Here is a 25,737-nt window from a genome sequence, read left to right on the forward strand (position 1 = left end):
CATCAAAGCCCCCGTTTCGCAATGAACGTCGTTAGATCAACCATCGTCAATTGCCGCTGCATTTGTCCATCGGTTGCTGCTATCACATTATCCGGCTGAGCGATTAACTGCTGAGCTAATTCAGCTAAAGTGGCGGTCTTAGCAATCGTCGGTTGCCGACTAACACTAGTGCCTAAATCGACCAGCAATAAATCTTGCACCGTCAACGACGTCGGTTGACGTTCGATGTCAAAAAATTCACGAACGAATTCATTTTTGGGCTGGTTAAAAATGGCTTCTGCCGTCCCAATTTGTTGAATACTCCCCTGACGCATCACTGCAATTTCATCACCCAATCGCAGCGCTTCTTTCATGTCATGGGTCACAAAGACCACCGTATTATGTAATTGCTTCTGCAAATGCAATACGAGGTCTTGTAATTGCGTCCGGGTAACTGGATCCAATGCGCTAAATGGTTCATCCATTAAAACTACTTTAGGCTTGGCGGCAAGCGCTCGAATTATCCCAATTCGCTGTTGTTGCCCCCCTGACAGCTCGTTTGGATACCGATTAGCATATGTATCCGGATTCAGATTAACAAGTGCTAACAGCTCACGGGCACGCTGTTGTCGATCAGCTTTAGACCATTTTAAGACTTCAAGTTGTATTGTAATATTCTCTTCAATTGTCAAATGTGGAAAGAGCGCAATGTTCTGTAATACATAGCCAATATTAAGGCGGAGTGTTTGCACATCCATTTGATCAATGGGTTGCCCATCAAACTTAATCGTCCCACTTGTCGGTTCAATCAACCGATTTATCATCTTAACTGTGGTCGTCTTACCACTACCACTTGGGCCCACCAACACAAAAAGACCATTGTCTGGAATCGTCAATGTTAGCCCATCTAAAGCTAGACTTTGCGCATACTCTTTGGTGACACCTTCAAATTCAATCATACGCTGCTCCTTTTGCCCGTTAACAATTTTATTAACTTATTGTAACACTTGCCGATTATCACGCCAATTCACGTGCTTTCACGGTCAATTCAATCTTTTTGATTCACTTGCGGACTATGCTAGGATAAAGTTGAATTGAAACTGAGGAGGTTTTAGTATGCAAACACATTTCGATACAATTGTCATCGGTGGCGGGCCTGGTGGGTTAGCGGCTGCCTACAGTCTCGCTGAGCAGCAGTCCGTCTTAGTCGCTGAAAATGATTTATGGGGCGGTACTTGTCCCAATCGCGGCTGTGATCCTAAAAAAATGCTCTATTCAGCCGTCGAAATACTCGATCAACAACAAGCACTGCAAGCGCATGGCTTACGCGGAAAAAGTACCATTAATTGGTCTGAACTCATGGCCTTTAAACGTCACTACACCCAACAGGTCCCAGAGAATACTCTAAATGGTCTGCAAAGTGCTGGAATTCAAACTATTACCGGTACCGCCCACTTTGTTGATTCACAAACTTTACAAATCAACAAAATAAACTATACTGCTGCGCATTTCATCATTGCGACTGGCCAAACACCTACGATTCCCACCATTGATGGTCAAGAATTTTTGCAGACGAGCAATCAATTCTTAGACCTCAAGCATTTACCCGATAAAATTGCCTTCATCGGCGCCGGTTATATTGCTATCGAATTGGCCAATATTGCGGTTACCGCAGGTGCTGAGGTTCATATCATTCAGCATAATAATCGAATTTTACGTGATTTCCCAGTGGCAATGACCTCGGAACTCGTGACTAGTCTTCAAAACAAAGGCGTCCAATTCCACTTTGGAACAACGGTCACTGGAATTCATAAATCAGCAAAAGGTCTCACTCTCAACAATCCTGACGGTTTGATGCTAACGGTGAATGCCGTTTTTGCCGCAATGGGCCGCAAACCCAATATCGCCCAATTAGCATTAGAAAAAGCTGGGGTAACAACGAGCAATCATGGCATTCAAGTCGATGACCATTTAATGAGTAGTAATCCACGAATTTATGCAATCGGTGATGTGGTCGACCGCCCCCAACCCAAGCTAACACCGGTCGCTGGCTTTGAAGCGCGTTACGTAGCTGGTCAACTATTGCAAACCAATACGACTGCAATTGCCTATCCACTAATCCCGCACACTGTCTACGCTAGTCCACAGATCTCACAAGTTGGTATCACCGTTAAAACGGCCCAAGATAATCCTCGCCAATATCGGATTAAACAACAAACCACTACCAATTGGTACACCTTCAATCGAATTAAGGAATCAAACGCAATCGTGACAACTATTTTTGAGCGCCAAACCAACCAACTTGTTGGCGCCGCAGCCTACACCACACTTGCCGAAGAATTGATTAATTACTTTACAACCCTGATTAAAAATCAGACCACCGCAACTGAACTCACTGATACCATTTATAACTACCCAAGCCCAGCGAGTGACTTGAAATATTATTATTAACATAAAAAAGTCTAATTTAGCATCCGCTGAATTAGACTTTTTTCTATTATTATAGCTCGTTGTCGATGACCCCCGTTCCCTCTCGATACTCAGAAGGTGTCATCCCAGTTTGTAGTTTAAATAATCTGTAAAAGTACCCATGATTCTGATAACCAACAAATGATGCTATATAATTCACATCATAATATTTAGTATTCTGCAGCATATCCAAGGCAATATTAATTCGATAATCATTTAAATACTGCGAAAAACTACGCCCCATATCTTGCTTGAATAATTGCCCTAAATAAACGGCGTTTAAATGTAATTCCTGAGCAATCATTCCTAATGACAATGGTTCTGAATAACGATTTTCAACAATTTGACACATCGTCGCAACATTTGTAGTCAAATGTCGTTGGACCACCTCGCTAGTTTCTTGGAAAACATTAACAATAGCACGCTCAATTTCTGAAACGACCGTTGCCTGATTGATCGCAACAATCGCCTTTGTCTTTGTTTCTGATTTCAATAATTTCTCGTTCAAAACTAAAACAACAATCAATGCAAATTGTCGCACTAGTACGTCGGACGCATTCGAATTTTCTAACCACTTAGTTTGGGTCACAAACCATTTTTTAAACATGGATAGGTCAAATCCTTTAATAGCAGCTTTAACTTGCGCATATCCTGGTAAAATTACGCTATCATCGGTCATTTTATGATTCGTTAACCACTGCAATCCATAAGGTGATTCAAAGAAATACTGACGGGCAATCTCCGCTTCCAATTGCTGATAAGCTTGCCTGAAACTGCCAACCACAACAATATCGCCAATAATCATCGGTCGGTGCCGATTACTGACTCGTGATGGTGCCTTTTTGATAAACTGTCTTAATTGATTTTCTGTCCCTTGAAAAATAATGATATAATCGTGGCCTTCTAAAAAGAACCCTTTAACAGCGAAGATCGTCTGCAAATATGCGACCAATGCCCTTGGTGGCTTTGGGTTTAAAATACCAATTAACCGGACATTTTGTTGACAACTTATATTTAACTTTTGCATCAAATCTTCACTATTTTGCATGTCAGTACTTTGTAATAGGGCCCGTGTCTGCGCCTGCATTGCCAGGTCAGCCATCTGTTGATAATTTTTTTGTTTCTCTATATGCTCAATTGCACTTTGGAGTGCTTCGATTAACTCATCAGTATCAATCGGTTTTTTTAAATAGTTAACGGCTCCTTGTTGTAAGCCTGCTTTTACATAGTCAAAATCTGAGTACCCCGAAATAACAATCAGTGCCATATCCGGTTGAATTTTCTTTGCCTGAGCAACAAAACTCGGACCATCTAATTCTGGCATATTCATATCAGAAATTAAAATATCGATTGGTAACTCTTGCAATTGTGTTAATGCTACTAGTGGGTTTTGTTCTGTTACTTTGACCTCCAACCTCAGTGACGCCCAATCAATTATCTTACGATATCCGCGTAATAACATGTATTCGTCGTCAACAATCATTACATTGAACATTTTAGAATCATCCCTCTACATTAATAAAATGCATTGTTACCTGAACACAATTTGTATCAGTAACGCTAATTACCATATCAAATGAATCCCCAAAATAAGCACGCATTCTTAAGTACACATTTTGAAGACCAATCGATGATCGTTTCTCAATACTATTGGTATCTCTCATCTTCTGATTGATTTGAACGACTTGTCCTTCAGTCAATAAATGTCCGTTATTAATGATTTCAATTGTAATTTGTTGATCCGCTTGATGTACCTTGATACTAAGGGCATTATTATTCCGAGTAAAATCAACGCCGTGAACAAAATAATTCTCTACAATTGGTTGAATCATAAACTTCGGTACTTTAATTGCACCGACACCCGTATCCATTTTAATTTGATAAGCGAGTCGATCCGGAAACCGAACTTGGTATAAATAGATGTATTTATCAACAAAAGAAAGTTCTTTTTTTAATGTAGATTGTGCTGAAAAATCAGTATTATTTTTCAATAAAGCCGCAAAACTGTAAACTACTTTTGCAAGTTCTGGCTGGTTAGCATCAATTGCTGCCATTCGAATATATTCCAATGTATTCGACATAAAATGCGGGTTTATTTGCGCTTGTAACGCACGAATATTTGCCTCTTGATTCGATATTTTCAATTGGTATATGGTATATACGTATTCATGAATCTCTTCAAACATCTGATTAATCCCGTCGGCAAGTGTTTTTAAATCTGTCTGTTTAGGGATAACAGTAACCCGCGTAGCCAAATTACCTGCACTAAAATGACTAACCGTCTCTACAATCATCTCTAACTGTTGCTGGTATCGTCTGAAAAGCAATCGCAGTCCACTACTAAGTCCAATCAATAGAATCAACCCACTTACGACAATTGGCAAAGTTCGGCTAAACATCATTTGTCTTGCCTTAATCTGATTGACAATCATCACCGCAGTATATCCGGACGGTAATATTTTACGTTGCACCTGATATCCCGTTAGCTGATCAATTCGATTATTAGCCATTGCCTGAACAATCTTTTGCTTTTCTTTATTCATAACACCCTTACCTGAATAGTAAAAAATTAGCTTACCCTGTGGTGTGCGCATAAATAGTTGTATCGGAATCGCTGCATCAATCTGGCTTAATTGATGTTTAAAATTTTGCACCCTAAACGTTATATTCAATGTCCCATCTACATTAAGCGTATATGGGTTAATCAACGGGGTTGTGATAGCAAATGGGTCCTGCCGCTGTTCGCTTCTATCGAATATCAATGTACCACCTGGTCTATCTTGTGTTGCCATAAATGTTTTTTTCTGGTTAGCAAGCCGTAAACTGAAACGCGCTACTTGTGGATGATTCATTAAAAATAATCGTGTTTCATTCGGCCAAAAGAAATAATGCCCAGAACTAATCGTCTGATCCGTCGCGTAATCACTATATTCCGTTAGTGATTTAGTGAAATATTCATTCAAGTTTGCTAAGGTCTCCGAATTTGCAACTAACTGATTTGCAAATTGTTGACTAATTTGTAAACTTCGCGAAACATCACTTGCCATTTCAGTCGTGATCGTTGTTTCAACTTGATTTAATTCTGCATTATAATTTTTAATACTCGACCAGACAAAGAAAGTCGTCACTAACAAGACAGTCATCGTTAGAATAACCGTGTATAAATTAATGAGCCAAATAAAGCTTGATTTCATGTGTTTCTTCGGTCTAATCATCACTAAGCCACTTTAAGTTGCCGATCAATTTTTTGATACCAACCTCGAGATAGCCAGTCGGCTAATACCACATAGGTGCCCGGTAAGAAGAAAAGGATTAATCCTGGCCATTTTTTAGCCGCTAATACAATTGCAATGGTTGCTGTAATAAAAAAGAGTAATTGATAAAAACTACTGAAAAATTGTGCAAAGGCTAACTTAACAGCATTGTACATTGAGACTTCATATCGAGCTCGAAGCAGTAAGGTAAAAATACCAACGCAAAAAGTGAGTGTAATTCCAAAAATAATCAGGAATTGGACCATTACCATCCAAGCATAGTTAAGCTGGGTGCTCAAATATAAGTTATACATTAGGATTAGAATGACGCCGATAAATACCCATGCATTTCGATTAACATGCCAAAAATCCTGTTTAAATAGCTGCCAACTGGACTTAAACCGATAACGTTGAGAAGCCCACTGATTCTCCATAAAAAGTTCTGTCACGACATGTAATGCTGGCCCGATTCCAAAAACTACTAATCCCAATAATGTGAAAAACCAAAAATAAATGGTCATCAGGAATAAAACATAGACCCTTGTAAAAATAGTTTGTGTTGCTTGTCCAATCATTATGCTATCCCCTTGCTAACTCACTATGCTTTAAATGCGCTTTCATTGTTAATGATACCTATATCAGGATGATTGTCAAATGAATTTTTCCGTGAGTAAAATCTAAAAAATACTCAGATCAACTTGTGATCTGAGTATCCCTAGCTCAAAATACTTATTGTTTTGCTAAGAATGCATCATATTGAGATTGTAATTCTTTTTGGACCTTGTCATAACCAGCAGTCTTTAATTCCTTATCCATTTTAGCAATGGTTGGTTCTGGATCAGCTGTCCCTGTATTTAAGATATCTAAATACTTACTCATGACATTTGATAAGTTGGTTACTTCGGTTTTAACTTTTGTTGTATCAGGGTTAAAACCCAGTGCAACTGATTGTTTAGCGTCTTTGATATCTGCTTTACGTTTATCGATCATTGCATCTGTTACCGAATTTTGAGTATACAGATTATTGTTATTCCCCATCATCCAAGCCCCAATAAAGTAATTTGGTTTGTACTTATCAGTTAACTTAATCTTCCCTTTGGCTCTATCAGTAAAGTTCCATTGTTGACCTTCAAGACCCCAAGTAATGTTGTTTAGTAATGTTTTATCAGTATTCAATAAATTAAGCACTTTAACCGCCGCTTCTTTATGTTTAGATGTCTTTGAAACTGTCCATACAGCAACTTGTGCCTGCGTTGATGATTTAAGAGGTTCCGTAATTGGTTTTGAAATCATCTTCTTACCACCGGCATTATTGATTAAAGCTGTATCGCCATAATCATAAGGGCCTTGTGTTTCTTGACGGACGAACCATGTATTATCTTGTAAATTATATTGCGTACTTGAAGTTGCCGCATCTTGAGGGATGTAGCCCTTCTTATAGAAGCCGTGTAGTGTGTTTAAGATGCCTTTCATTTCTGCAGTATCATAAACATTGACCACTTTCTTATCCTCACCTTTTGCATCAATTGCAAATGGTAAGCCATTACCTAACGGAAAGTCCATATGTGCAGGCGAAGCTTTATACCCTTGGCCAATTGCGAAAGCTGCTACCCCTGGTTTTTCTTTATGCAATTGTTCAAGGGCCGGTTCCATGCTTTCATATGAGTTAACATCATCAATGTTAATATTATACTTGTCTATGAATGATTGGTTAAATGTTAAAACATTTTGTGCATAGATATTGGCATTAACTGGGAACCCGTAAATCTTATTATTAACAGTTAAGCCCTTCCAATAAGCAGGATCTACGCTATTATAAGCTTTTTTAGCATCTTTTTTAAGTAAGTCAGTTAAGTCAGCATAAGCCCCCTTAGCAGCATTTGATGGATAATTCTGGGCAAAAGCTAAATCATAATCATCTCCCGAAGTCACCATGACATTATATTTTTGTTCATAATCCCCCCAGCCAATAAAGGTCATCTTTAAATTGATGTCTTTATAAGTCTTATGAATTTCCTTATTCGCTTTGTTAATAATTGCAGTATAATTCTTCGGTTTATCACCGGGCATGTACATCGAAACAGTGGTCTTTTCATTATCTGCACTTTTTCCTGATTTACCACACGCGGCCAATACAGTTGCACTTAAGGCAACCATCCCAACCACCGTTAAATTTCTAACCCATTTTTTCATCTTGTAATTCCTCCTCTTAACATTTTAAGATTGCTAAAACACATTGCTTACCCTTTAACACCTCCAATTGTCATCCCTTTTACAAAATACTTCTGAAAGAATGGATACGTTAATGCAATTGGTAAGGTTGCGATAACAACCACGGCAAAGCGCATTCCTTCAGCAGGAATATTTTGCGTTAACATCGCAGAACCACCACTTGACATTTGTTGCGTCATCACTTGGATATTATTTTGAATCTTAACCAATAAATATTGCAACGGGATTAACTTATCATCTGTGATGTAAAGTAATGCATTCATCCAATCATTCCAATAGCCTAATGATGTAAATAAGCTAATTGTTGCAATCCCAGGAATCGCTAATGGAATCACAATACTTCTGAAAATTCGCATTTCAGAAGCGCCATCAATTCTCGCAGATTCGATAATCGCTTCTGGAATTGATGTTTTGAAGAACGAGCGCATGATCAAGACGTTATACACCCCAAAACTCATTGGTAAGATTAGCGCCCAAATATTATCTTTTAATCCCAGCATTTGAGTCACAACTAGGTAAGTTGGTACCATTCCGGGAACAAACAACATTGAAATTAATGCAAAGATTGTAAAAAACTTGGCATAGGCAAAATCTTTTCGTGAAATGGCGTAAGCATAAGTCGATGCGAATAAACTATTCATCATCGTCCCAACAATCGTAATGAAGACGGTTACCCCTAACGATGTAATGACTTGCTTACTCATCTTACCGAGGTAAACATAACTCGTTGTCCCCCAATGTTTAGGCCAAAATTGGTACCCATACATTGTAATATCAGATTCTTTTGTTAACGACAAAATAATAATGAAGAAAAACGGAAGAATACAGCTAAGCGCAAAGATGGCTAGAAAAATATTGAAGAACAAGTTTGTTCCGCTACTAAATTTACGAATTTCAACTGCTGAAATATGTTTCTTTTTTCGCATCTCCGACACCCCCTAAAATAATGCTGATTCTGGTTGCTTCCGCCGAACAACCCAGTTTGAAAGAATAATTAATAGCGCACCAACAACTGATTGCAACAACCCAGCTGCAGTCGACATCCCAATATCATTTGAAGTGGTTAATGCGCGATAAATATACGTGTCAAATGTTTGAGTCACATTAATCAATGCGCCAGAGTTTCTGGGGATCAAGTAGAACAACCCAAAATCACTCCGGAAAATCCCACCGATGTTTAAGATTAACATCAATGTGGCAATTGGCATGATATGTGGTAAAGTAACATTCTTAATTTGTTGCCACTTGCTTGCACCATCGATCATTGCGGCATCATAATACGACGGATCAATCCCCATGGCTGTCGCAAAGTACAAAATACTATTGTAACCAATTCCCTTCCAAACACCGAGAAAGACAATAATGAACGGCCATACCCATGGCGAATTATAAAAATCAATTGGACGACCACCAAAGGTTTGGATCATATGGTTGAGAATCCCTTTATCAGTGCTTAAGAATGCGTAAACAAAGTATGCTAGGATTGCCCAAGACAAAAAGTATGGGAAAAGCATTGCCGTTTGATACGTTTTCAAAAGCCGTTGGTTCCGTAATTGACTCATAACAACCCCAAAGAAAATCGCAAAAAAGAAATTCAATAAGAGGAAAGTCATGTTATAACCAACTGTGTTTCTTAGCACAAGCCAAAAGTCGGCCGATTTGAAGAAGAACTTAAAGTTGTCAAATCCAACCCATGGACTATGCAAAATACTATAGATAAAGCCTTGATCTGAATATTGAAAATTTTGAAATGCTACAACATTGGCTAATACTGGAATATAGAAGAAAACGATTAAGAATAATGTCCCCGGCGTCACCAACATTAAAAAAGCACGATTATCCCATAATTGCTGTAAAAATGGTTTCTTTTTCTTAATTGAGCGAGACATTTGTTTAGATCCTTTAGTCATCGTTTCTTCCTCCTTTCTGATTCAAATTAATTGTAACCGCTTTCTAAAACAATAACAATCTACATATTCAATACCTTTATATACAAATTTAAGATTTTATCGATATCACGACTCTAAAAAGAGATATCACCCGCACTGACAATTTCTTGATACAGACCATGACCAACCAATCCGTTACTTTTTTTATCCATTGGTAATAACGGTTCCCTAAGTTCTAACAAGGCATCTCGCCCAGCTTGCCATTCAGAGATTCGCCAAATCACCGTATCAGCTCGCATTAATTGACCACCTAGGCGAATATCCATTATTTCATAGCCATTGCCACGGCGTTGCTGGTGCCATACTTGCCGTGCTAATGACGCTAAGCGTGTTAGCGATTGTTTAAATTGGCGAATTGCTTTAATCGCTGATTCCCCCAATTCAAAACCTGCGTCAACTGCCCTTAACTGACTGATTGCTTGCAATGCCAATACTTTATCAATCAATGTTCGTGCCAACTGTTGATAGTAAACTCCCGTCAGTCGATTAGCTGCAGATAAACTAGTTTGCCCTAATTGTTGCGCCAACTGTTGCCATTGTTGTTCCATATTGATTTGTGCAAAATTAGCTGCGTACCGTTGCAATAGCAGATCTTCGTAAAGCACTAACTTGCTGACATTATCAGCATCCGTATTAGCACCTTCTGTAAAGTTGTCGAACCGATCTAACGCCTTGTAAAAGGTTGGCTTCTCACCTTGCGTAAGTTCAAAATCGCGATCAATAATCGCTGGTGTCACCTGATCATGATACTGGTAAGCCGCAAAAGCCTGTAATCCATACCACCCAGTACTAATTGGTACTTCCGAGCCATCATCAAACCACATCGTAGCAATCACTTGTTTAACTTGTGCTTTTTTAGCAGCGTTTAAACCTGCTTTAACTGTCGCTAACATTTTACTTTGATCTGGTGCTAAGGCACTCCAAGTCCAGATGCCACCAGCAAATACAACATCATCACTCAACTCAAAATGTTGCGCTAACCGACTTGTATAGGTCGCTTCATCTTCATGGTAATAGTCCCAGTAGACCTGCCCCACCTTAGGTAAACTCGCTTTGAATTCTGATGTAAAATGCACATCAGGATCGTACATTTCATGTTTTGGTGATGCGAAAGTGAACCAAAGATCACTCCACATATAGGGTTCTAAGCCCATTGATTCGGTTACTTCTACGACCATCTTAAGTTGTGACAAAATCAGCGTTTCTTGATCTGTAAAACCATTTTGGTCCAAATAAGCCCCACGGCCCAATTGGTACGCTTCATCCATCCCAATATGAATCCGATTCGTTATAAATGGTTCTGTCGCAGCACGCACCACATGTTCAATAAACGTCCGCGTTTCAGAGGCCCCCACTAATAGTGTATCTGCAGTATCCCGAACGGCGTGATGTGCATCCCATTTCAAAGCATTGTGCATATGCGCCAAGGTTTGAATAGCTGGCACCACAGTTACTCCGAAGCGTTCCCCATATAATGCGACTTCGTGTAGTTCTTGTTGTGAATACCGACCGCGTCCACGACCAAAATAAGGCTCTTCTGGCACTTCAAATAAATCTTCCAAGTATAACCAGAGTTCTGTATAGCCCATACTAGCAATCTTATGAATATATTGTTTTAGCATCACCACAGTTGCGACTCCATTACGAGCAACATCTAACATCGCGATTAATTGCTCAAAATTGGTGCCTTGTTTGACTTCAAAATCCTGACCACCTGTCACAAGCCCATTATAAAGTGCAACAGCATGCATCAAATCCGCGGTCGTACCGTATGTAATGGTGCCTTTACCACCTTGCCGTGTCACTTCAATTCCAGCTACTCCCTGTGTACATGCCACTAGCACGGGTTGAGCCATCGCATCTGCATCTAAAAAGCTATTTGCAGCCAATAGTTGGGTAGTTGTTAAGCCTTCAAGTTTAACCATTGATTGTCCTCCTCAATCATTATAGCTATATGATAGCGCTTACTCAATCTTGTTAATATCACTAAACCATAGTAATTTGTCTATAAATTATAGGTCACACAAAAGGGATTGGAACAATCTATCGTTTGCCCCAATCCCTGATAAAACATCTATGCTTGAGCGACTAAACTACTAAAAAAATCTGTTAGTGCTGGATTATTTTTTGTATTGATAAAGTTAATTATTTTGACTGGATCATTTGCATTGGCACGAATAAAATCATAAATCTGTCGTTTTAATTCATATGCAATTTGCATTGCTTGTAAAGCTTGATATGACTGTTCCGCCAACGTTGGTGCCTTAAACTGTTGTTCGATTATTACACCATGCGCTGTCTGATTATTGACCTTAAGTTTATCACAATCCAGTAACGCCAATGTATACGAACGCCCAACTGGCACAATCTGCTCTGGATCATCTACGGAAATTGTCAACTGTCCATCTGCAGTTAATTGGAAAGTGGTCTTGGCAATTTTTGTCCCTTGATGTTCATACAAGCTGTATTCATTTGTATAACAACCGAAAATCTGAATTGTGATAACTTCTGGTAGTTGTTCCAAATCTTGTTGTACCGTACTCGTCATTGGCACAATTCCCCCTTGTTTCACTAATACAGGATATTGCGTGATTGGTCGATACAAATTAATTTGTTGTTCGCCGATATACTTTTGATGGGTAAAGAAATCATACCAAGTGCCCTCAGGAATCCAAGTGGTGGCTTTTGCTTGTTGTAATTGTTGGTCTTGCGGTTCCACAATCGCTGATACCAATAACTGACTACCAAAGAAATATTCATCGCGATAATAGTAATAAGTTTCCATATCAGGATAGTGATAATAGATTGGTTGGACAAGTGGCGTTCCCCATAGGTGTGTTTTGATATTCTCACTATCTAAGTAAGGAATCAATTGATGACGTAACCGTAAAAAATCACCCATCACTTGGCGGTTTTCAATTGGATACCGCCACGGTTCCTTACCCGAAAAAGGATTGTCTGAGCTATGCAAGCGATTGATTGGACTAAACACACCATACTGCAACCACCGTGTTTGTAATTCTGGATCATACTCACCAATCATATGCCCACCGATATCGTGACTCCACCAAGAATAACCGATATTGCTGGCAGTTGCTGTGAAATACGGTTGGAACTTGAGTGATGCCCAACTAATCCAAGTATCACCTGAAAAGCCTAGCGGGTAACGATGACTACCGGGACCGGCATAGCGTGAAAGAATCAATCCACTCCCATTGTTACGGCGCTGATTATCCAAATAATGATAATGATTAAGCGCTTTTAAAATATCAAAATCGGTAGTATCAAAATACCGATCCTGTTGCCAGTCGATCCACCAGAAATCAATGCCCTCATTTTCAAGCGGATGATGGACATCCTCAAAATAGCTTCGTCTAAATTGTGGATCCTTAATATTGAAAACAGCCGGCTCTTTTCCAGTTATATCTAGCCCCAATCGTTTAGCTACTTGCGGATAAGCTGCTTCAAAAGAACGAATCCCGGCTGCCGGATGGATGTTGAGCGTTACTTTCAACCCCTTCTGGTGGAGCCAATTTAACAGACGCTCGTGCTGCGGAAATAAAACCGGTTGCCAAGTATAACCAGTCCAACCACTCCCCTCGTTAGCTGGGATATCTGTTAAATGCCAATCCATATCAATCACAGCAACCGAAAATGGCAAGCGCTCTTGTTCGAACCGTTCAAAGAGTGCTTGGTATTCATCTTGCGTGTAAGCATAATACCGACTCCACCAATTACCTAATGCATACCGCGGTAAAATCGGTGACGGTCCCGAAAGTTTAAAGTAATCCTGCACCGCTAATTGATATTGCCGGCCATACGCAAAGTAATAAAGATCAACCTGATCACAGTTTTCTGGTCCTAATTCTTGATTATCGAATAAAATATTAGTCGTTGTATCATCAATTAAAGCATAGCCATGCCGCGAAATAATCCCTTTTTCCAAATCAATTTCGCCATCCGCCTCATCTAATGTCCGCGCGGTCCCAAATAAGTTCCCGCCAACTGGTTCCTGACCAAATAACCACCGACTAAAATACGGCTCATAGCCATACTTCGCGTCAATCCACAACGTTGTCGCTGAAAATTCTCCACCATCGTAATACAAATGAAAGCCCACTGTTTCAATCTCAATCAAATGCGCTTGCCGGTTATGATAAACTTCCACTGTTGTTGGTGTTGTAAAATTCCGATTCTGTGCAAAATAAGTAAAGTGTTCTTCAAATTGACCTTCATTAGACCATTCAATTCTAATTAAATAGTCGGTAATCACACTAAAGCGATAATTAGGTCCTGTAATTATTTTAGCTGGCACGTCTTTAATCCTCCATTTACTAATGATGCCTAATTATTTAGTTTAAGCATGTCGTATTGTGATTGATATAAGCGATAATATTGTCCATGTTGAGCAATCAAGTCGGCATGATTTCCGCGTTCCACGATTTGACCACCCTCAATATAAAAAATTTGATCACTATTTTTAATCGTTGATAGTCGATGCGCCACAATAAATGACGTTCGCCCTTTCAATAATGCATGTAAGCCTGATTGAATTAACGCTTCGGTCTTCGTATCAACACTTGACGTAGCTTCATCTAAAATTAGAATCCGTGGATCTGCCAACAACACCCTTGCAAAGGCAATTAGCTGGCGTTGTCCTGAGGATAATGTACTTCCGCGTTCTTCCACTTTAGTTTGATAACCATCTTTTAAATCCTTAATAAAATGGTCTGCATGGACAATTTTAGCAGCTGCCATAACTTCTTCATCCGTTGCATCAAGCTTCCCGTAACGAATATTCTCCATAATTGTACCCGTAAAAATAAATAAATCTTGCAACATCACGCCAACTTGCTTGCGCAGAGAAGCCAGTGTCACTTTTCGGACGTCGTGCCCATCAATTAAAACGGCACCCTCACTGACATCATAAAATCGACTTAATAAATTAATAATCGTGGTCTTCCCAGCACCCGTTGGTCCTACTAGTGCAATTGATTGGCCTTGATTAACTTCAAAGTGAACATCATTTAATACGTTCTTTCCTGGTTCGTAACGGAAATTAACGTGGTCGAAAACAACTTGACCACTAATCTGTGGTAAATCATATGCGCTTGGCGTATCCATAATTTCAATCGGTTCATCTAGCGTTTCAAAAATCCGTTCTAAATAAGCTGTCGCTGTAATCAGTGAATTATAGAAGTTCCCAATATTAATAATAGGATTCCAGAAATTATTGATATAACCAATAAACGCAATTAAGGTCCCGGTGCTGACTTGCACACCAATTTGTCGAATACCAACAAAGTAGATTAAACACATGGTAATCACCGAAATATTCTGAACCCCAGGCCATAGCAGTAACTGAATTTTTACGGCATGCATCCAAGTCTGCTTATTATCTTTATTGATTGCATCGAAAATTCGAAAATTCTCATCCTCACGTGCAAAAGATTGCGTCACCTTCACACCAGCAATACTTTCATGAATGTAGGCATTTAAATTAGATTGTTTGTTACTAAGAACTTGGTAGGCTTTTCGCTGACGATTTTGAACCACCATCACCATCAACGCCAGCAATGGAATCAAGGCCAAGCTATACCAAGTTAACCGTGTGTTAATCGTAAACATGAAAATTAGCGTAATCACGACGTTAAAAACATCCGATATTAAATTAACTAACCCATTACTCAATAAATCACTTAATGTATTGATGTAATTGACAACTCGAATTAATATCTTGCCATGTGGTCGATTATCAAAATAGGCAAATGATAGCTTTTGTAAATGTTGAAAAATATCTAGTCGCATATCTTTCAATACATCCTGACCTAATTCAGTGATGTGATAAATTCGATAACGCAAACACCAACCGATTAGGATCAGTGATCCTGTATATAAAACACCAATCCACAGTAACTGCTGAACATCCTGCGCTGGAATGACATTATCAATTACAATTTTAGTAAAATATGGACCTAACATACCAGCCACATTCGCAATAATAATTACGATAAGAATTCGATAGATTGGTTTACGATACGGTTTAACGTACTGCGCTAATCGGGCATAATCGTGCCAACTAAACTGTTGAACTAGTGTTTCATCAACGTCTGATCTATTTCGCTGTCCCAATTTGCTCCCCCTTTTCTAGGCCCAACTGTTTCTGGAAAACTTCATAATATTGACCGTGACGCCTCATCAATTCAGTATGTGTTCCGGATTCTACAACTCGTCCCTTTTCTAACAACAGAATTAAGTCCGCATCCCGAACTGACGAGATGCGATTAGCGATGATAAACGTTGTTTTCTTAGTCATCATCTTAGCTAGTTCGTGTTGAATCTTCGTTTCAGTTTCCATATCCACGGCCGAAGTTGTATCATCTAATATCAAAATCGCCGGGTCTTTAGCTAACGCGCGCGCCAACGAAATCCGTTGCTTCTGCCCACCAGAAAGGCCAACCCCACGTTCGCCAACAATCGTTTCGTACCCTTCTGGCATTCGCTCAATAAATTCGTCCGCGTCTGCGACTTGCGCAACTGTTTGAATCAGATCACGCGCCATTTGTGGCCGTCCAAACGCAATATTTTCCTTGATTGAATTTGAAAATAAAAAGACATCTTGCATGACCATCGAAATATTATCGCGTAATTGTCGCGGTGCATACTCCCGGATATCCCGGCCATCGATTAAAACTTGTCCTGTACTTGCATCGTAAAAACGACTAATCAAATTAATTAACGTCGTCTTACCAGAGCCAGTTTCTCCAATAATCCCAATCGTCTGCCCAGCTTTAGCAGTAAATGAAATATCCGCTAAGATGGCATTATCGGGGTCGTCTTGAAAATGGAAACTAACATGATCAAACATGACATTCCCTCTGATTCGTTTGGTTTGATCCGCTGATTTCGGCTGAATGGCTGGTTTTGTCGCTAACATTTGCCGAATCTTAACACAAGATGCCAAAAAGCGTTCCGTATCATTAATCAGCCATCCACTCATCCGCATCGGCTGATTGAGCATCCATAAATACCCGTTAAAAACGATTAAATCACCTAAGGTCATTTTATTTTGAATGACCAAATAACCACCAAAAATGAGAGCAATCACGTTCAAACTATTCGCGATTCCGTCTTGCCACGGGAGAAACCGTTTAGAAACCTTAGCAGCAGCCATGTTCTGTTGCTTATAATCCGCATTGTGCGCACTGAATTTAGCAATCTCGTAATCTTCACGTACCAGTGACTTCACAATCCGATTCCCACTAATATTCTCTTCAACCATCGAATTCAATCTGGAGAAGCTCTGCCGAATTGCAAAAAAAACTGGATGCTGTGCTTTAGCCATCGCTTGCGTTAAGATATAAATCACTGGTGTCACAACCACCAATGCAAGGGTTAATTGCCAATTAATCGTTATCATTACAATGATTGAAACAATAAAATAAAAAACACATTCTAATATCTGATAGCTAACCCATGAGATAAAATGCCGGATTGCATCAGTATCACCCGTCATTCGCGTCATAATATCGCCAACTCGCGTATGATTAAAAAAATCAAAATCTAGTTCGTGCAGTTTGGCATACATACTTTCACGTAAATCAAAGATTGCATTTTGCCCTGTCTGTTCTACCAAAATTTGATACAAATAGCGAGTCACTGTGCGTACCACTGTAATGCCAATCATTAATACTAATAATGGTACTAATAACGCATCTTGATGTGCGTCAATTACTTGATCGACAATTAAACCCATAATATACGGATTCACTAGAATTAGTCCTGTACTAATGATGAAGAGGCTTAATGCCAGCACTATTTTTTTGCGATTTGCTTTAACATATTGCCAAACCCACTGAAAATTGTTCATTCTTCGTCCCTCCAATCTTTCAATCAATTATTATCACTATTTTATTTCTGATTAACATGGTATCTTCATCCTAATTAAGGTATAACAGCCTTAATCAGAAAGCGCTTTATTACGCTGAAAGACTGATTATCGATGCGCTAGGCTGATGTGAAAAATTTAAACCCTGATAATTAGGTCCTACTCAAAAATAATGAATTCCAATATAAAGTAATTGAGCAAGCTTGGCGTTTAGTCACCGAGAGCGACCATCCAGACAAGCGAATCATGGCTCTTGATTAGAGGCATTATCATTGAAATGCTAGTCTTAATTTAACCAACCAACAATCTACCGCAAAGATATCAGTCTAGATTAGCTGGCATATGAACATTACGTTAGCACAACCCACCTCTCCAAAATTTTTAAAGATACACTCACGATCCAACTACGTCTTGAAAATGTTCGTGAGCTCTTACAAGATGCGGATACGACTGTCAAACAAGCCGCTTCAGCAGTTAGCTATGATGATGCTTACCATTTCAGTAAACTATTCAAGAAATATTATGGCGTCTTTCCTTCACCAATTGATTAAAAAGGGCCTCTAAAAGAAGTGCCAAACTTCTTCTAGAGGCCTTTTAGCGCGGATTAGCTCATTAACAAATGACACAGCGTCAAATCATAGTTGTTCCGCAAATCAAAACCCGTTAATCTGTAAAATTTATCTATTCGATAAATTAAGGTATTCCGATGAATAAATAGCTGTTTTGCTGTTTGGCTCAATTTGCCATGGTTCTTAAAGAAAAGATTTACCATCTGGTTTGTTTCGCTGTCCGCTGGCAAACTAACCCGCAACGCCCTAATCAACGATGCAACTCCTTGATCATGCTGAATAAGATATTGAAATAGGCTTGGCGAAAAAGTATTAACTGCCGCTTTTTGAGATTGGCTGAACAACTGTTGTTCCATCTTAAATAACCCTGGTAACATCTGATTAACTGGCCAAAAATGACCAACATAGAATGTCGTCGTCGTATAAAACATAGCATCCACCGATTGTAAAATCCCAGCAAAGTTGGTTTCTACAGCGTCATTTTGTTTGACTTCAATTAAGACGCCAGTCATCCCATCAGTCCAAAAGGCATCATAAACTTGATTGAAATACGCTTGGAGTGCAGCTAACCAATCCGCTTTTGAAACAGCATTATCGGTAAATTTCACCTGAAATTGAATTACGCGACTATCGCATTCACTTTTAGTAGGTAACTTAGTACTTAACCCCCATAGAAATGAATACCATGACCGCTGCTCATTTTCGGCTGGCTGTCCCAAACGACTTAACAACGCCTGTTCCGATTCAGATAAATTAGCACGCGGAATCGACAACCACTGATTATCAAGCATCAAATCAATGGTGTCGGCTGCATTATGCGGTAACTGATTGACCTCCAAATCAGGGTAAATTGTCTTCAATTGCTCAATCGACAACATTCACTGATCGCCTCGCTTTATTCATTATTAACGGATTGCCTCTGTTGTTTGACTATCAAAAAAGTGTGCCTTATTTAAATCAAAGACAAGTTGAATTGAATCACCAGGATTATGGAAATCTCTAGCATCAACTGTTGCCACAAATTCTGTTCCGTCTACTTTTGAGTATAGCATTGAAGTTGCACCCAATAATTCCGAAACAATCACTTCAGACGTTACAACCCCTTGAGGCCACGTTTGAATGAACGTTTCTTCCGCGTGAATGTCTTCTGGACGAATTCCTAAAATTAAATCTCGCTCGTTATAACCCTTTTCATTTAAAAGTTTAGCACGACCTTCAGGAACGGATAAACATAATCCTTCTCCGTCCGTAATTTGACCATCTTTATAATGAATATCAAAGAAGTTCATAGCAGGAGAGCCCATGAATCCAGCAACAAATTTGTTGTTTGGTGTATCATACACTTCAGATGGCGTTCCAATTTGTTGAACTTCACCCATTGACATAACAACAATCCGATCAGCCATAGTCATTGCTTCTGTTTGATCATGCGTGACATAAATCGTTGTTGTGTTCAAACGTTGGTGTAACTTAGCAATTTCGGCACGCATGCTAACTCGTAATTTAGCATCCAGATTAGATAAAGGTTCATCCATTAAAAAAATTGGTGCATCCCGCACGATTGCCCGCCCTAATGCAACCCGTTGGCGTTGTCCACCAGATAAATCGGCCGGTTTACGATCTAAGTAATCTGTTAATCCAAGTACTTCACCAGCGTAGTCAACCCGTTTAGTAATTTCGGATTTATCATATTTTCTTAATTTCAAACCAAATGCCATGTTATCAAAGACGCTCATATGTGGGTAAAGTGCATAATTTTGGAAAACCATCGCGATATTCCGGTCTTTAGGGGCTTCATCATTCATTAATTTGCCGTCAATTTTTAAATCGCCTTGCGAAATGTCTTCTAAGCCAGCAATCATTCGTAAAGTCGTTGATTTACCACAACCAGAAGGCCCAACAAAGACGATAAATTCCTTGTCCTTAATGTGTAAATCAAAGTCTGCAACTGCATAACCTGCATCCTCTGCATTCGGATATTTTTTATAAATGTGATCTAAATCAATTTCAACCATTAGAAACCATCCTTCCTCAACATATTTTCATTCTATCAATAAAGCGCTTTCTTTGGTATGACACTTTTAACAAATCTCACGGCTAATCCTTGGTGATTTTATCAAAAATGTCGATCTCAACTATGCTTTGAATCGATAGCTTCTAATCTCAGCAGGCGCGAGCTCACTGTCAATCGCCCGTTCAATTGGCATACTTTGAAAATCAACTAACGCATCTATACCTGTATTTGAGATCTGTACTGAATGTGGTGTGCTATCCAAATTATAGCCACGAACGATTAATTGTTGGTCAATATCCCGTTCAATTCCCGTCACTGCAAAAGCATTATCCGGATCGTCAATTATTAGCCATTGTCCAGCGTTAGCCCGTTGCCCAGGATGGCGTGTTGTCTGAACCGATAACATTGGCGCCGCAAAAGCGCGTGCTAATCGGTAACTTTTCAATCGATCGGTAGTTTGTGGGCCATGGAAAATCAACGCAAAATGAGCATGTTGTGGGCCTTGACATTGTGCTTCTGGTGTTAAGAAATAACCCCAATCGCCTAATTCGCCGACACTTCTTAAAAGGGTCACTGCAATCGTACTATCCTGTGGTAAAATTTCGTATTCATTTAACCCATCACTAGCGACAGTTACCCCACCTTGATCGTCATGCAAGTTAACAAATGCTTGTTGGCGTTGTGGATTAGTTGGGTTTTCCCAATATTTTTCTGGGCGATTATTGCGTTTAACCACTTCAAAAATTGACTCTGATTCATTAAAGTCGGTCTGTAATTGCGTTGGGAACAACACTCGTAACCGATGGTCCATTGCTTGATTATCATAAGTTAAATCAAACTGTAACGTTGGATTATCCGCTTCTAAGGTCACTGACAAATGTAATTCTAAATCAATCATTTCTGAACTACGCGTTGCTTGACGATGTGTAATATCAATGACTGCCCGTTGCTCATACGCTAATTGAGCAGATGCCTGTTTAGGAATTTGGAGTGTGCTATTCAGTTCGATTGTTGCCTTTTCAGGCGTATTTTGTTTAATTTGCAAACGTGGTGCTTGATCGGTTGAGTAGATTCGTTTTTGATCCGCTGTTTCTCTATAGATATACTCATTCCCCATATCACCTGTATCCTCGATGACAACCATTCGTTGATAGGTTTTATGTGTTCGCTTATCCAGAATCGTCAATGACCCATCCACTTGTGAAATCGTAACCGTCAGATAGTCATTCTCTAGAATATGACCGTCTGTTATTAACGACCCAGATGATTGTTCAGCATATCGTTGGTTTTGCGCTTCTAATTGTAATGCAAAAGTTTCCCAACCAAATGCGGCTAAATCATGGACTTGTACTTCAACTTGTGCATAGACACCGATATATGGTACTCGGAAACGATCATCTGGTAAATCAGCACCAAATCGAGTCGTATACCCTACCACACGCCCCGCAACAGCTTGACCATTACCATCAATAATGGTGTAATGGCGGTTTTGTTGGGCAATCAATTGCATTTTAGCGAATTGTTCGTCGGGGCGCCCGTCTTTGAAAAGTGCCCGGTCCAATTCCACTTCTGCCGTTACAACTCCACTCCGGGCAATGTCACTCGGATTAATGACCACAAATGGCAATGTGTCTTCTGGGAACTGATTAGTTCGAATATCTGTCACTAATGCCTTTTGTGCTTCTTCGCTAATTGATTCAGCAACTGCAGCCACTTTTTCAAAACGAGTCATCATTTCCCGATGCACTGGATCAATTGAACAGCCCGTAATGCTATCGTGAATATGATTTTCTAGTAATACTTTCCAAGCATATTTTAATTGTGCCTGTGGGTAGTCTCTCTTTGGCAACGCAATCGCTGCTAATTGAGTTGCTTCATTGATTAATTTGCGTTGGACTGCCGCATTTTTTTGTTTTAAATAGACCCGAGAAGAAGCCGTATTCGTTAAAGTATACCAACCGTCTGTTTCTTGGGAGGTTAACTCACCCTCGATTGTACTTAAGTTATCCGGTAAATCCGCCTTAACAGCTGCTAAATAATCATCAAAGTTTGAATGAATAAATTCATAATCTGGGAATAATTCCCGAGCAACTGCCAATGCTTGTGAAATATCCTTCTGGACGGGCTGGTGATCGACACCGTTCATCAATAACAAGTTGTCCGTTGAGGCGTATTTTTCAACATCTGCTATTTTTTGTTGCCAGTAAACCTTCGCTTCCGTTGGGTCAACTGGAATTTCATTTCCGTTGCTGTACCAATTAGCAAAAAGAATCCCCAAGACTTCACTCTTATCGGGACCAATCCACTTCATTTCAGAAAATGGCGATTCAAAATTACCATCGGTTACTTGGTTGTTAAGTCCTGTTGGTTTCACACCACGACCAAAAGCCACTGCATCAAGTCCCGCTAGTTTCAACATTTGCGGTGTTTGTCCCATGTTGCCAAATGTATCTGGGAAGTAACCAATCCCCATCATTTTACCGGCCGCTTCAGACATTTGCCGACCAATTTGGAAATCTTTAACATGTGCTTCTGGACTAATCAAGAAGTCATCTTGTAATACATAAAATGGTCCAACACGCAGTTTGCCATTAGCGATTGCCCAATCAACCCGTTCCTTATTTTCTGGACGAATAGCCAAATAATCATCAATTATAATCGCTTGCCCATCCAATTGAAAGCTATTAAATTCTGGATCATTGTCAATTAAATCCAACACTTCGTCGACCAATTTAACGAGTCGTAAACGATGCTTTTCAAATGACATATACCATTCACGATCCCAATGACTATGGGAAATGACAAATACTTTCTTCTTCATAATTTCTCTTCCTCTCAGTAACCAATCACTATTGTTTAACGCGTAGGCCTAAATAATCCATTAATAACTCACAATACATCATATTTGCCCAAGAGAACCATTCCCGCGTAAATTGAGCTGGATTTTCAACATCAAAACCTTCATGCATCATATTCGTACCACCTGTTGTAGTTGCCAATAAGTTTAATAACCGTAATTTCTCAGCACGATCTGATTGTGTTAATCCTTGAATCGATAATGAAATTGGCCAAATATAATTTTCTGGTGTATGTGGACTCCCTAGTCCTTGACCGTACGTTCCAGCATAAAAATAAGGATTTTCTGGACTCAATAACGTCTTACGGGTTGCTAAGTAGGTTGTATTATCTTCATTTAAGTAGCCCAAATAAGGCGCGCTCATCAAATTAGGAATATTACCATCATCCATCAACAATGCGTTCCCTAAGCCATCAACTTCATAAGCATAAATCGTTTCGCCTGCTTCATTTTGCATCGTTCCGTATTTTTCAATGCCACTTTGAATTTCATCAGCGAGGGCGCCTGCTTCGGCTGCTAAAGCCGTATCAACCACAATCGTTGAAAAAATTTCTTTCAGATACCGTAAGATAACAACTGCAAACATATTGGCTGGCACTAAATAACCGTAAACACATGCATCATCACTTGGTCGAAAACCTGACCAGCTCATCCCGGTGTAGCCGACCGGTTCTCCCCGACCTTCTCGAGTCAGCGAATCTTCAGGCCGATCTTCAACGCGCTCAAACCGATAAGGCGATGTCTCATGATGTTGTTCAACCTTAATCACATGCAATAATTTCTTAACGGCCGAAACAAACGTTTCATCAAATTGTGCCGTTAAACCTGTATTCTTATACAATAGATAGGCTAATTGCACAGGATAGCAAAGTGAATCCAATTCATACTTTCGTTCCCAAATCCAAGGCCCCATCGCGGTTCTATCGGTTTGATGACCATGGCCATTAGCTTCAATATTAAAAGCATTCGCATATGGATCTAAATCCATATTGAAAAACTGCCGCTGAACAACTTTTAGAATTAATGCCGCTATCTCAGGATCTTGCTGGGCCATCACCAGGTATGGGCGTAATTGCGCCGTTGAATCGCGCTGCCACATTGCTGGAATATCGCCCGTTAAAACGAAAGCGTTTCCAAATTCATCCATATCAATTGTTGTTTCTAAGGTATTGGTATACGTAATATCGAATATTTTTGCTAATTGCGCTTGATCTGTCGAGCACCGTTGATTAATTTCAGTTACGAAATCCCGAACAGCTTGTGTTACATACGATTTTGTCATTTTATCACCACTTGTTATATTTTTTTACAAACCAAGTATATCATTTTGGATATTATTTTCTAGTGTTTTACACAAAAAATATTTGTTTTATTTAAAAAATGATATACAATTATTTATATCAAGTATGTTAAGAGGCTTAAATCATGGCAACCAATTCAAATAAATATTTACAAATTCTAAGCGACCTAAAGCAACAAATCTGGTCCCAATATTATCAAGCTGGTCAGCAATTGCCGTCTGAAAATGAGTTAGCACAGACCTATCAAGTCAGTCGAATTACTTCTAAACGCGCATTACAAGAACTAACTGACAGCGGCCTGGTGGAACGCATTCAAGGTCGGGGGACTTTTGTGCGTAAAACGCTCACCGTGCGACCACGCACAAATCAGATTCTTCTCGTCATCCCATTCGCAGCAGAAACCGGTCTAGGCGACTACATTACAGGCATCAAGGAAGTCTTAACGAGGCACCAACAATCATTAGTCGTCGTTGAAAATAAAGACGTGACGGTTGCAAACTTCACACAGCTCGCCCAACAATATGACGGTATTCTCTTTTACCCGCAAGACTTTGCCAATGAATTACCGATCATCAATCAAGCACTGTTACTCCACTTACCATTCGTCTTGATTGATAAGACAGCTATTAATTTCCCATTACCTGCCGTAATTGCCGATAATGCGCAAGGGGGCTATTTAGCCACCAATACGCTCATTGAACACGGTCATCAAAAGATCGCCTTCTTATCGCAAAGTCCGCTGACGACAGCGCTAAATTCATCAGCTGCCCAACGATATTTTGGTTATCTCAGGGCACTTAGCGAACGCGGCCTCAAGTTTACAACAGACTCGCTGACTGCGACTGAAATTGTGGCACAGGATTTCACTAACTTAGTGCCCTTTTTAACTACGAACCAAGTCAGTGCCGTTGTCTGTGAAAATGATGTCTTGGCCCTTCGTCTGCTACCATTTTTAGCTGAACAAAATATCACGGTACCTGAACAACTATCGGTCATCGGGTTTGATAATATCCACCAAACCGTAACAAGTTCTCCCCAGCTGACGACCATTCAACAAAACTTCCACGAAATTGGTCATCAAGCCGCCACCTTATTACAAGCGCGCATCGATAATCCATATGCACCGCAGGCGCCACAACTAACGGTCCCCGTTAAGTTGATGCAACGCGCGTCTGTCACACAACCATCGCTTACCAAACATTAAACCCATCAATTCTTTAGAGGA

At 39.7% G+C, this 25,737-nt stretch carries 18 protein-coding genes; 3 read left to right on the forward strand and 15 right to left on the reverse strand.

Annotated elements, in window-relative coordinates:
- Positions 1–2 precede the first annotated feature (2 nt).
- Complete coding sequence (locus FC90_RS01665) at positions 3–938, reverse strand: ABC transporter ATP-binding protein (protein WP_057907575.1); 936 nt, start codon at positions 936–938, stop codon at positions 3–5.
- A gap of 157 nt (positions 939–1,095) precedes the next feature.
- Between FC90_RS01665 and FC90_RS01670 the strand changes: the two genes are divergently transcribed.
- Complete coding sequence (locus FC90_RS01670) at positions 1,096–2,430, forward strand: dihydrolipoyl dehydrogenase family protein (protein ID WP_057907576.1); 1,335 nt, start codon at positions 1,096–1,098, stop codon at positions 2,428–2,430.
- Positions 2,431–2,479: 49 nt separating this feature from the next.
- Here the strand turns inward: FC90_RS01670 and FC90_RS01675 are convergent, their stop codons facing one another.
- From FC90_RS01675 to FC90_RS01720, 10 genes are all read right to left on the reverse strand, one after another.
- Positions 2,480–3,943, reverse strand: a complete 1,464-nt coding sequence (locus FC90_RS01675; RefSeq protein WP_057907577.1) for a response regulator transcription factor — start codon at positions 3,941–3,943, stop codon at positions 2,480–2,482.
- Positions 3,944–3,950: 7 nt separating this feature from the next.
- Positions 3,951–5,663 carry a sensor histidine kinase gene (locus tag FC90_RS01680; RefSeq protein WP_057907578.1) on the reverse strand — a complete coding sequence of 571 codons (1,713 nt, stop codon included), beginning with the start codon at positions 5,661–5,663 and terminating at the stop codon, positions 3,951–3,953.
- Between the two features lie 2 nt (positions 5,664–5,665).
- The gene (locus FC90_RS01685; RefSeq protein WP_057907579.1) at positions 5,666–6,277 is read right to left on the reverse strand and encodes a YesL family protein; all 612 of its coding nucleotides are present in this window, start codon (positions 6,275–6,277) and stop codon (positions 5,666–5,668) included.
- 154 nt (positions 6,278–6,431) lie between these two features.
- Positions 6,432–7,895: an ABC transporter substrate-binding protein gene (locus FC90_RS01690; protein ID WP_057907580.1), complete on the reverse strand. Its 1,464-nt coding sequence runs from the start codon at positions 7,893–7,895 to the stop codon at positions 6,432–6,434.
- Between the two features lie 47 nt (positions 7,896–7,942).
- On the reverse strand, positions 7,943–8,860 hold the full coding sequence (locus FC90_RS01695) for a carbohydrate ABC transporter permease (RefSeq protein WP_057907581.1): 918 nt from the start codon (positions 8,858–8,860) through the stop codon (positions 7,943–7,945).
- Between the two features lie 12 nt (positions 8,861–8,872).
- Positions 8,873–9,811, reverse strand: a complete 939-nt coding sequence (locus FC90_RS01700) for an ABC transporter permease (RefSeq protein WP_404804639.1) — start codon at positions 9,809–9,811, stop codon at positions 8,873–8,875.
- A gap of 146 nt (positions 9,812–9,957) precedes the next feature.
- Positions 9,958–11,808 (reverse strand): beta-N-acetylhexosaminidase, encoded by a 1,851-nt coding sequence (locus tag FC90_RS01705; protein WP_057907582.1) that lies wholly within the window; start codon positions 11,806–11,808, stop codon positions 9,958–9,960.
- Positions 11,809–11,957: 149 nt separating this feature from the next.
- Positions 11,958–14,198: a glycoside hydrolase family 31 protein gene (locus tag FC90_RS01710; RefSeq protein ID WP_057907583.1), complete on the reverse strand. Its 2,241-nt coding sequence runs from the start codon at positions 14,196–14,198 to the stop codon at positions 11,958–11,960.
- Positions 14,199–14,227: 29 nt separating this feature from the next.
- Positions 14,228–16,015: an ABC transporter ATP-binding protein gene (locus FC90_RS01715; RefSeq protein WP_057907584.1), complete on the reverse strand. Its 1,788-nt coding sequence runs from the start codon at positions 16,013–16,015 to the stop codon at positions 14,228–14,230.
- The gene (locus FC90_RS01720; RefSeq protein ID WP_057907585.1) at positions 15,999–17,753 is read right to left on the reverse strand and encodes an ABC transporter ATP-binding protein; all 1,755 of its coding nucleotides are present in this window, start codon (positions 17,751–17,753) and stop codon (positions 15,999–16,001) included. The genes FC90_RS01715 and FC90_RS01720 overlap by 17 nt, the downstream gene beginning before the upstream one ends.
- Positions 17,754–18,106: 353 nt before the next feature.
- On the opposite strand from FC90_RS01720, the gene FC90_RS09620 reads away from it, so the two are divergent.
- The gene (locus tag FC90_RS09620) at positions 18,107–18,322 is read left to right on the forward strand and encodes a helix-turn-helix domain-containing protein (protein WP_083481993.1); all 216 of its coding nucleotides are present in this window, start codon (positions 18,107–18,109) and stop codon (positions 18,320–18,322) included.
- A gap of 53 nt (positions 18,323–18,375) precedes the next feature.
- Here the strand turns inward: FC90_RS09620 and FC90_RS01725 are convergent, their stop codons facing one another.
- From FC90_RS01725 to FC90_RS01740, 4 genes are all read right to left on the reverse strand, one after another.
- Positions 18,376–19,218 (reverse strand): PucR family transcriptional regulator, encoded by an 843-nt coding sequence (locus tag FC90_RS01725; protein ID WP_057907586.1) that lies wholly within the window; start codon positions 19,216–19,218, stop codon positions 18,376–18,378.
- 27 nt (positions 19,219–19,245) lie between these two features.
- The gene (locus FC90_RS01730) at positions 19,246–20,355 is read right to left on the reverse strand and encodes an ABC transporter ATP-binding protein (protein ID WP_057907587.1); all 1,110 of its coding nucleotides are present in this window, start codon (positions 20,353–20,355) and stop codon (positions 19,246–19,248) included.
- Positions 20,356–20,475: 120 nt separating this feature from the next.
- Positions 20,476–23,175, reverse strand: a complete 2,700-nt coding sequence (locus tag FC90_RS01735) for an alpha-mannosidase (RefSeq protein ID WP_057907588.1) — start codon at positions 23,173–23,175, stop codon at positions 20,476–20,478.
- Between the two features lie 28 nt (positions 23,176–23,203).
- Complete coding sequence (locus FC90_RS01740) at positions 23,204–24,493, reverse strand: glycoside hydrolase family 125 protein (RefSeq protein WP_057907589.1); 1,290 nt, start codon at positions 24,491–24,493, stop codon at positions 23,204–23,206.
- Positions 24,494–24,636: 143 nt separating this feature from the next.
- On the opposite strand from FC90_RS01740, the gene FC90_RS01745 reads away from it, so the two are divergent.
- A complete protein-coding gene (locus tag FC90_RS01745) occupies positions 24,637–25,716 on the forward strand; it encodes a GntR family transcriptional regulator (RefSeq protein ID WP_057907590.1) in 1,080 nt (359 codons plus the stop codon).
- The last annotated feature ends 21 nt before the right edge of the window (positions 25,717–25,737 follow it).

It is taken from the genome of Latilactobacillus graminis DSM 20719 (assembly GCF_001436415.1).
Taxonomy (GTDB): domain Bacteria; phylum Bacillota; class Bacilli; order Lactobacillales; family Lactobacillaceae; genus Latilactobacillus; species Latilactobacillus graminis.

Bases quoted from the DNA above. Each gene is read 5' to 3' on its own strand.
- FC90_RS01665 (WP_057907575.1), bottom strand. From the start codon at position 938: ATGATTGAATTTGAAGGTGTCACCAAAGAGTATGCGCAAAGTCTAGCT.
- FC90_RS01670 (WP_057907576.1), top strand. From the start codon at position 1,096: ATGCAAACACATTTCGATACAATTGTCATCGGTGGCGGGCCTGGTGGG.
- FC90_RS01695 (WP_057907581.1), bottom strand. From the start codon at position 8,860: ATGCGAAAAAAGAAACATATTTCAGCAGTTGAAATTCGTAAATTTAGT.
- FC90_RS01680 (WP_057907578.1), bottom strand. From the start codon at position 5,663: ATGATTAGACCGAAGAAACACATGAAATCAAGCTTTATTTGGCTCATT.
- FC90_RS01720 (WP_057907585.1), bottom strand. From the start codon at position 17,753: ATGAACAATTTTCAGTGGGTTTGGCAATATGTTAAAGCAAATCGCAAA.
- FC90_RS01675 (WP_057907577.1), bottom strand. From the start codon at position 3,943: ATGTTCAATGTAATGATTGTTGACGACGAATACATGTTATTACGCGGA.
- FC90_RS01745 (WP_057907590.1), top strand. From the start codon at position 24,637: ATGGCAACCAATTCAAATAAATATTTACAAATTCTAAGCGACCTAAAG.
- FC90_RS01690 (WP_057907580.1), bottom strand. From the start codon at position 7,895: ATGAAAAAATGGGTTAGAAATTTAACGGTGGTTGGGATGGTTGCCTTA.
- FC90_RS01725 (WP_057907586.1), bottom strand. From the start codon at position 19,218: ATGTTGTCGATTGAGCAATTGAAGACAATTTACCCTGATTTGGAGGTC.
- FC90_RS01685 (WP_057907579.1), bottom strand. From the start codon at position 6,277: ATGATTGGACAAGCAACACAAACTATTTTTACAAGGGTCTATGTTTTA.
- FC90_RS01740 (WP_057907589.1), bottom strand. From the start codon at position 24,493: ATGACAAAATCGTATGTAACACAAGCTGTTCGGGATTTCGTAACTGAA.
- FC90_RS01730 (WP_057907587.1), bottom strand. From the start codon at position 20,355: ATGGTTGAAATTGATTTAGATCACATTTATAAAAAATATCCGAATGCA.
- FC90_RS01735 (WP_057907588.1), bottom strand. From the start codon at position 23,175: ATGAAGAAGAAAGTATTTGTCATTTCCCATAGTCATTGGGATCGTGAA.
- FC90_RS01705 (WP_057907582.1), bottom strand. From the start codon at position 11,808: ATGGTTAAACTTGAAGGCTTAACAACTACCCAACTATTGGCTGCAAAT.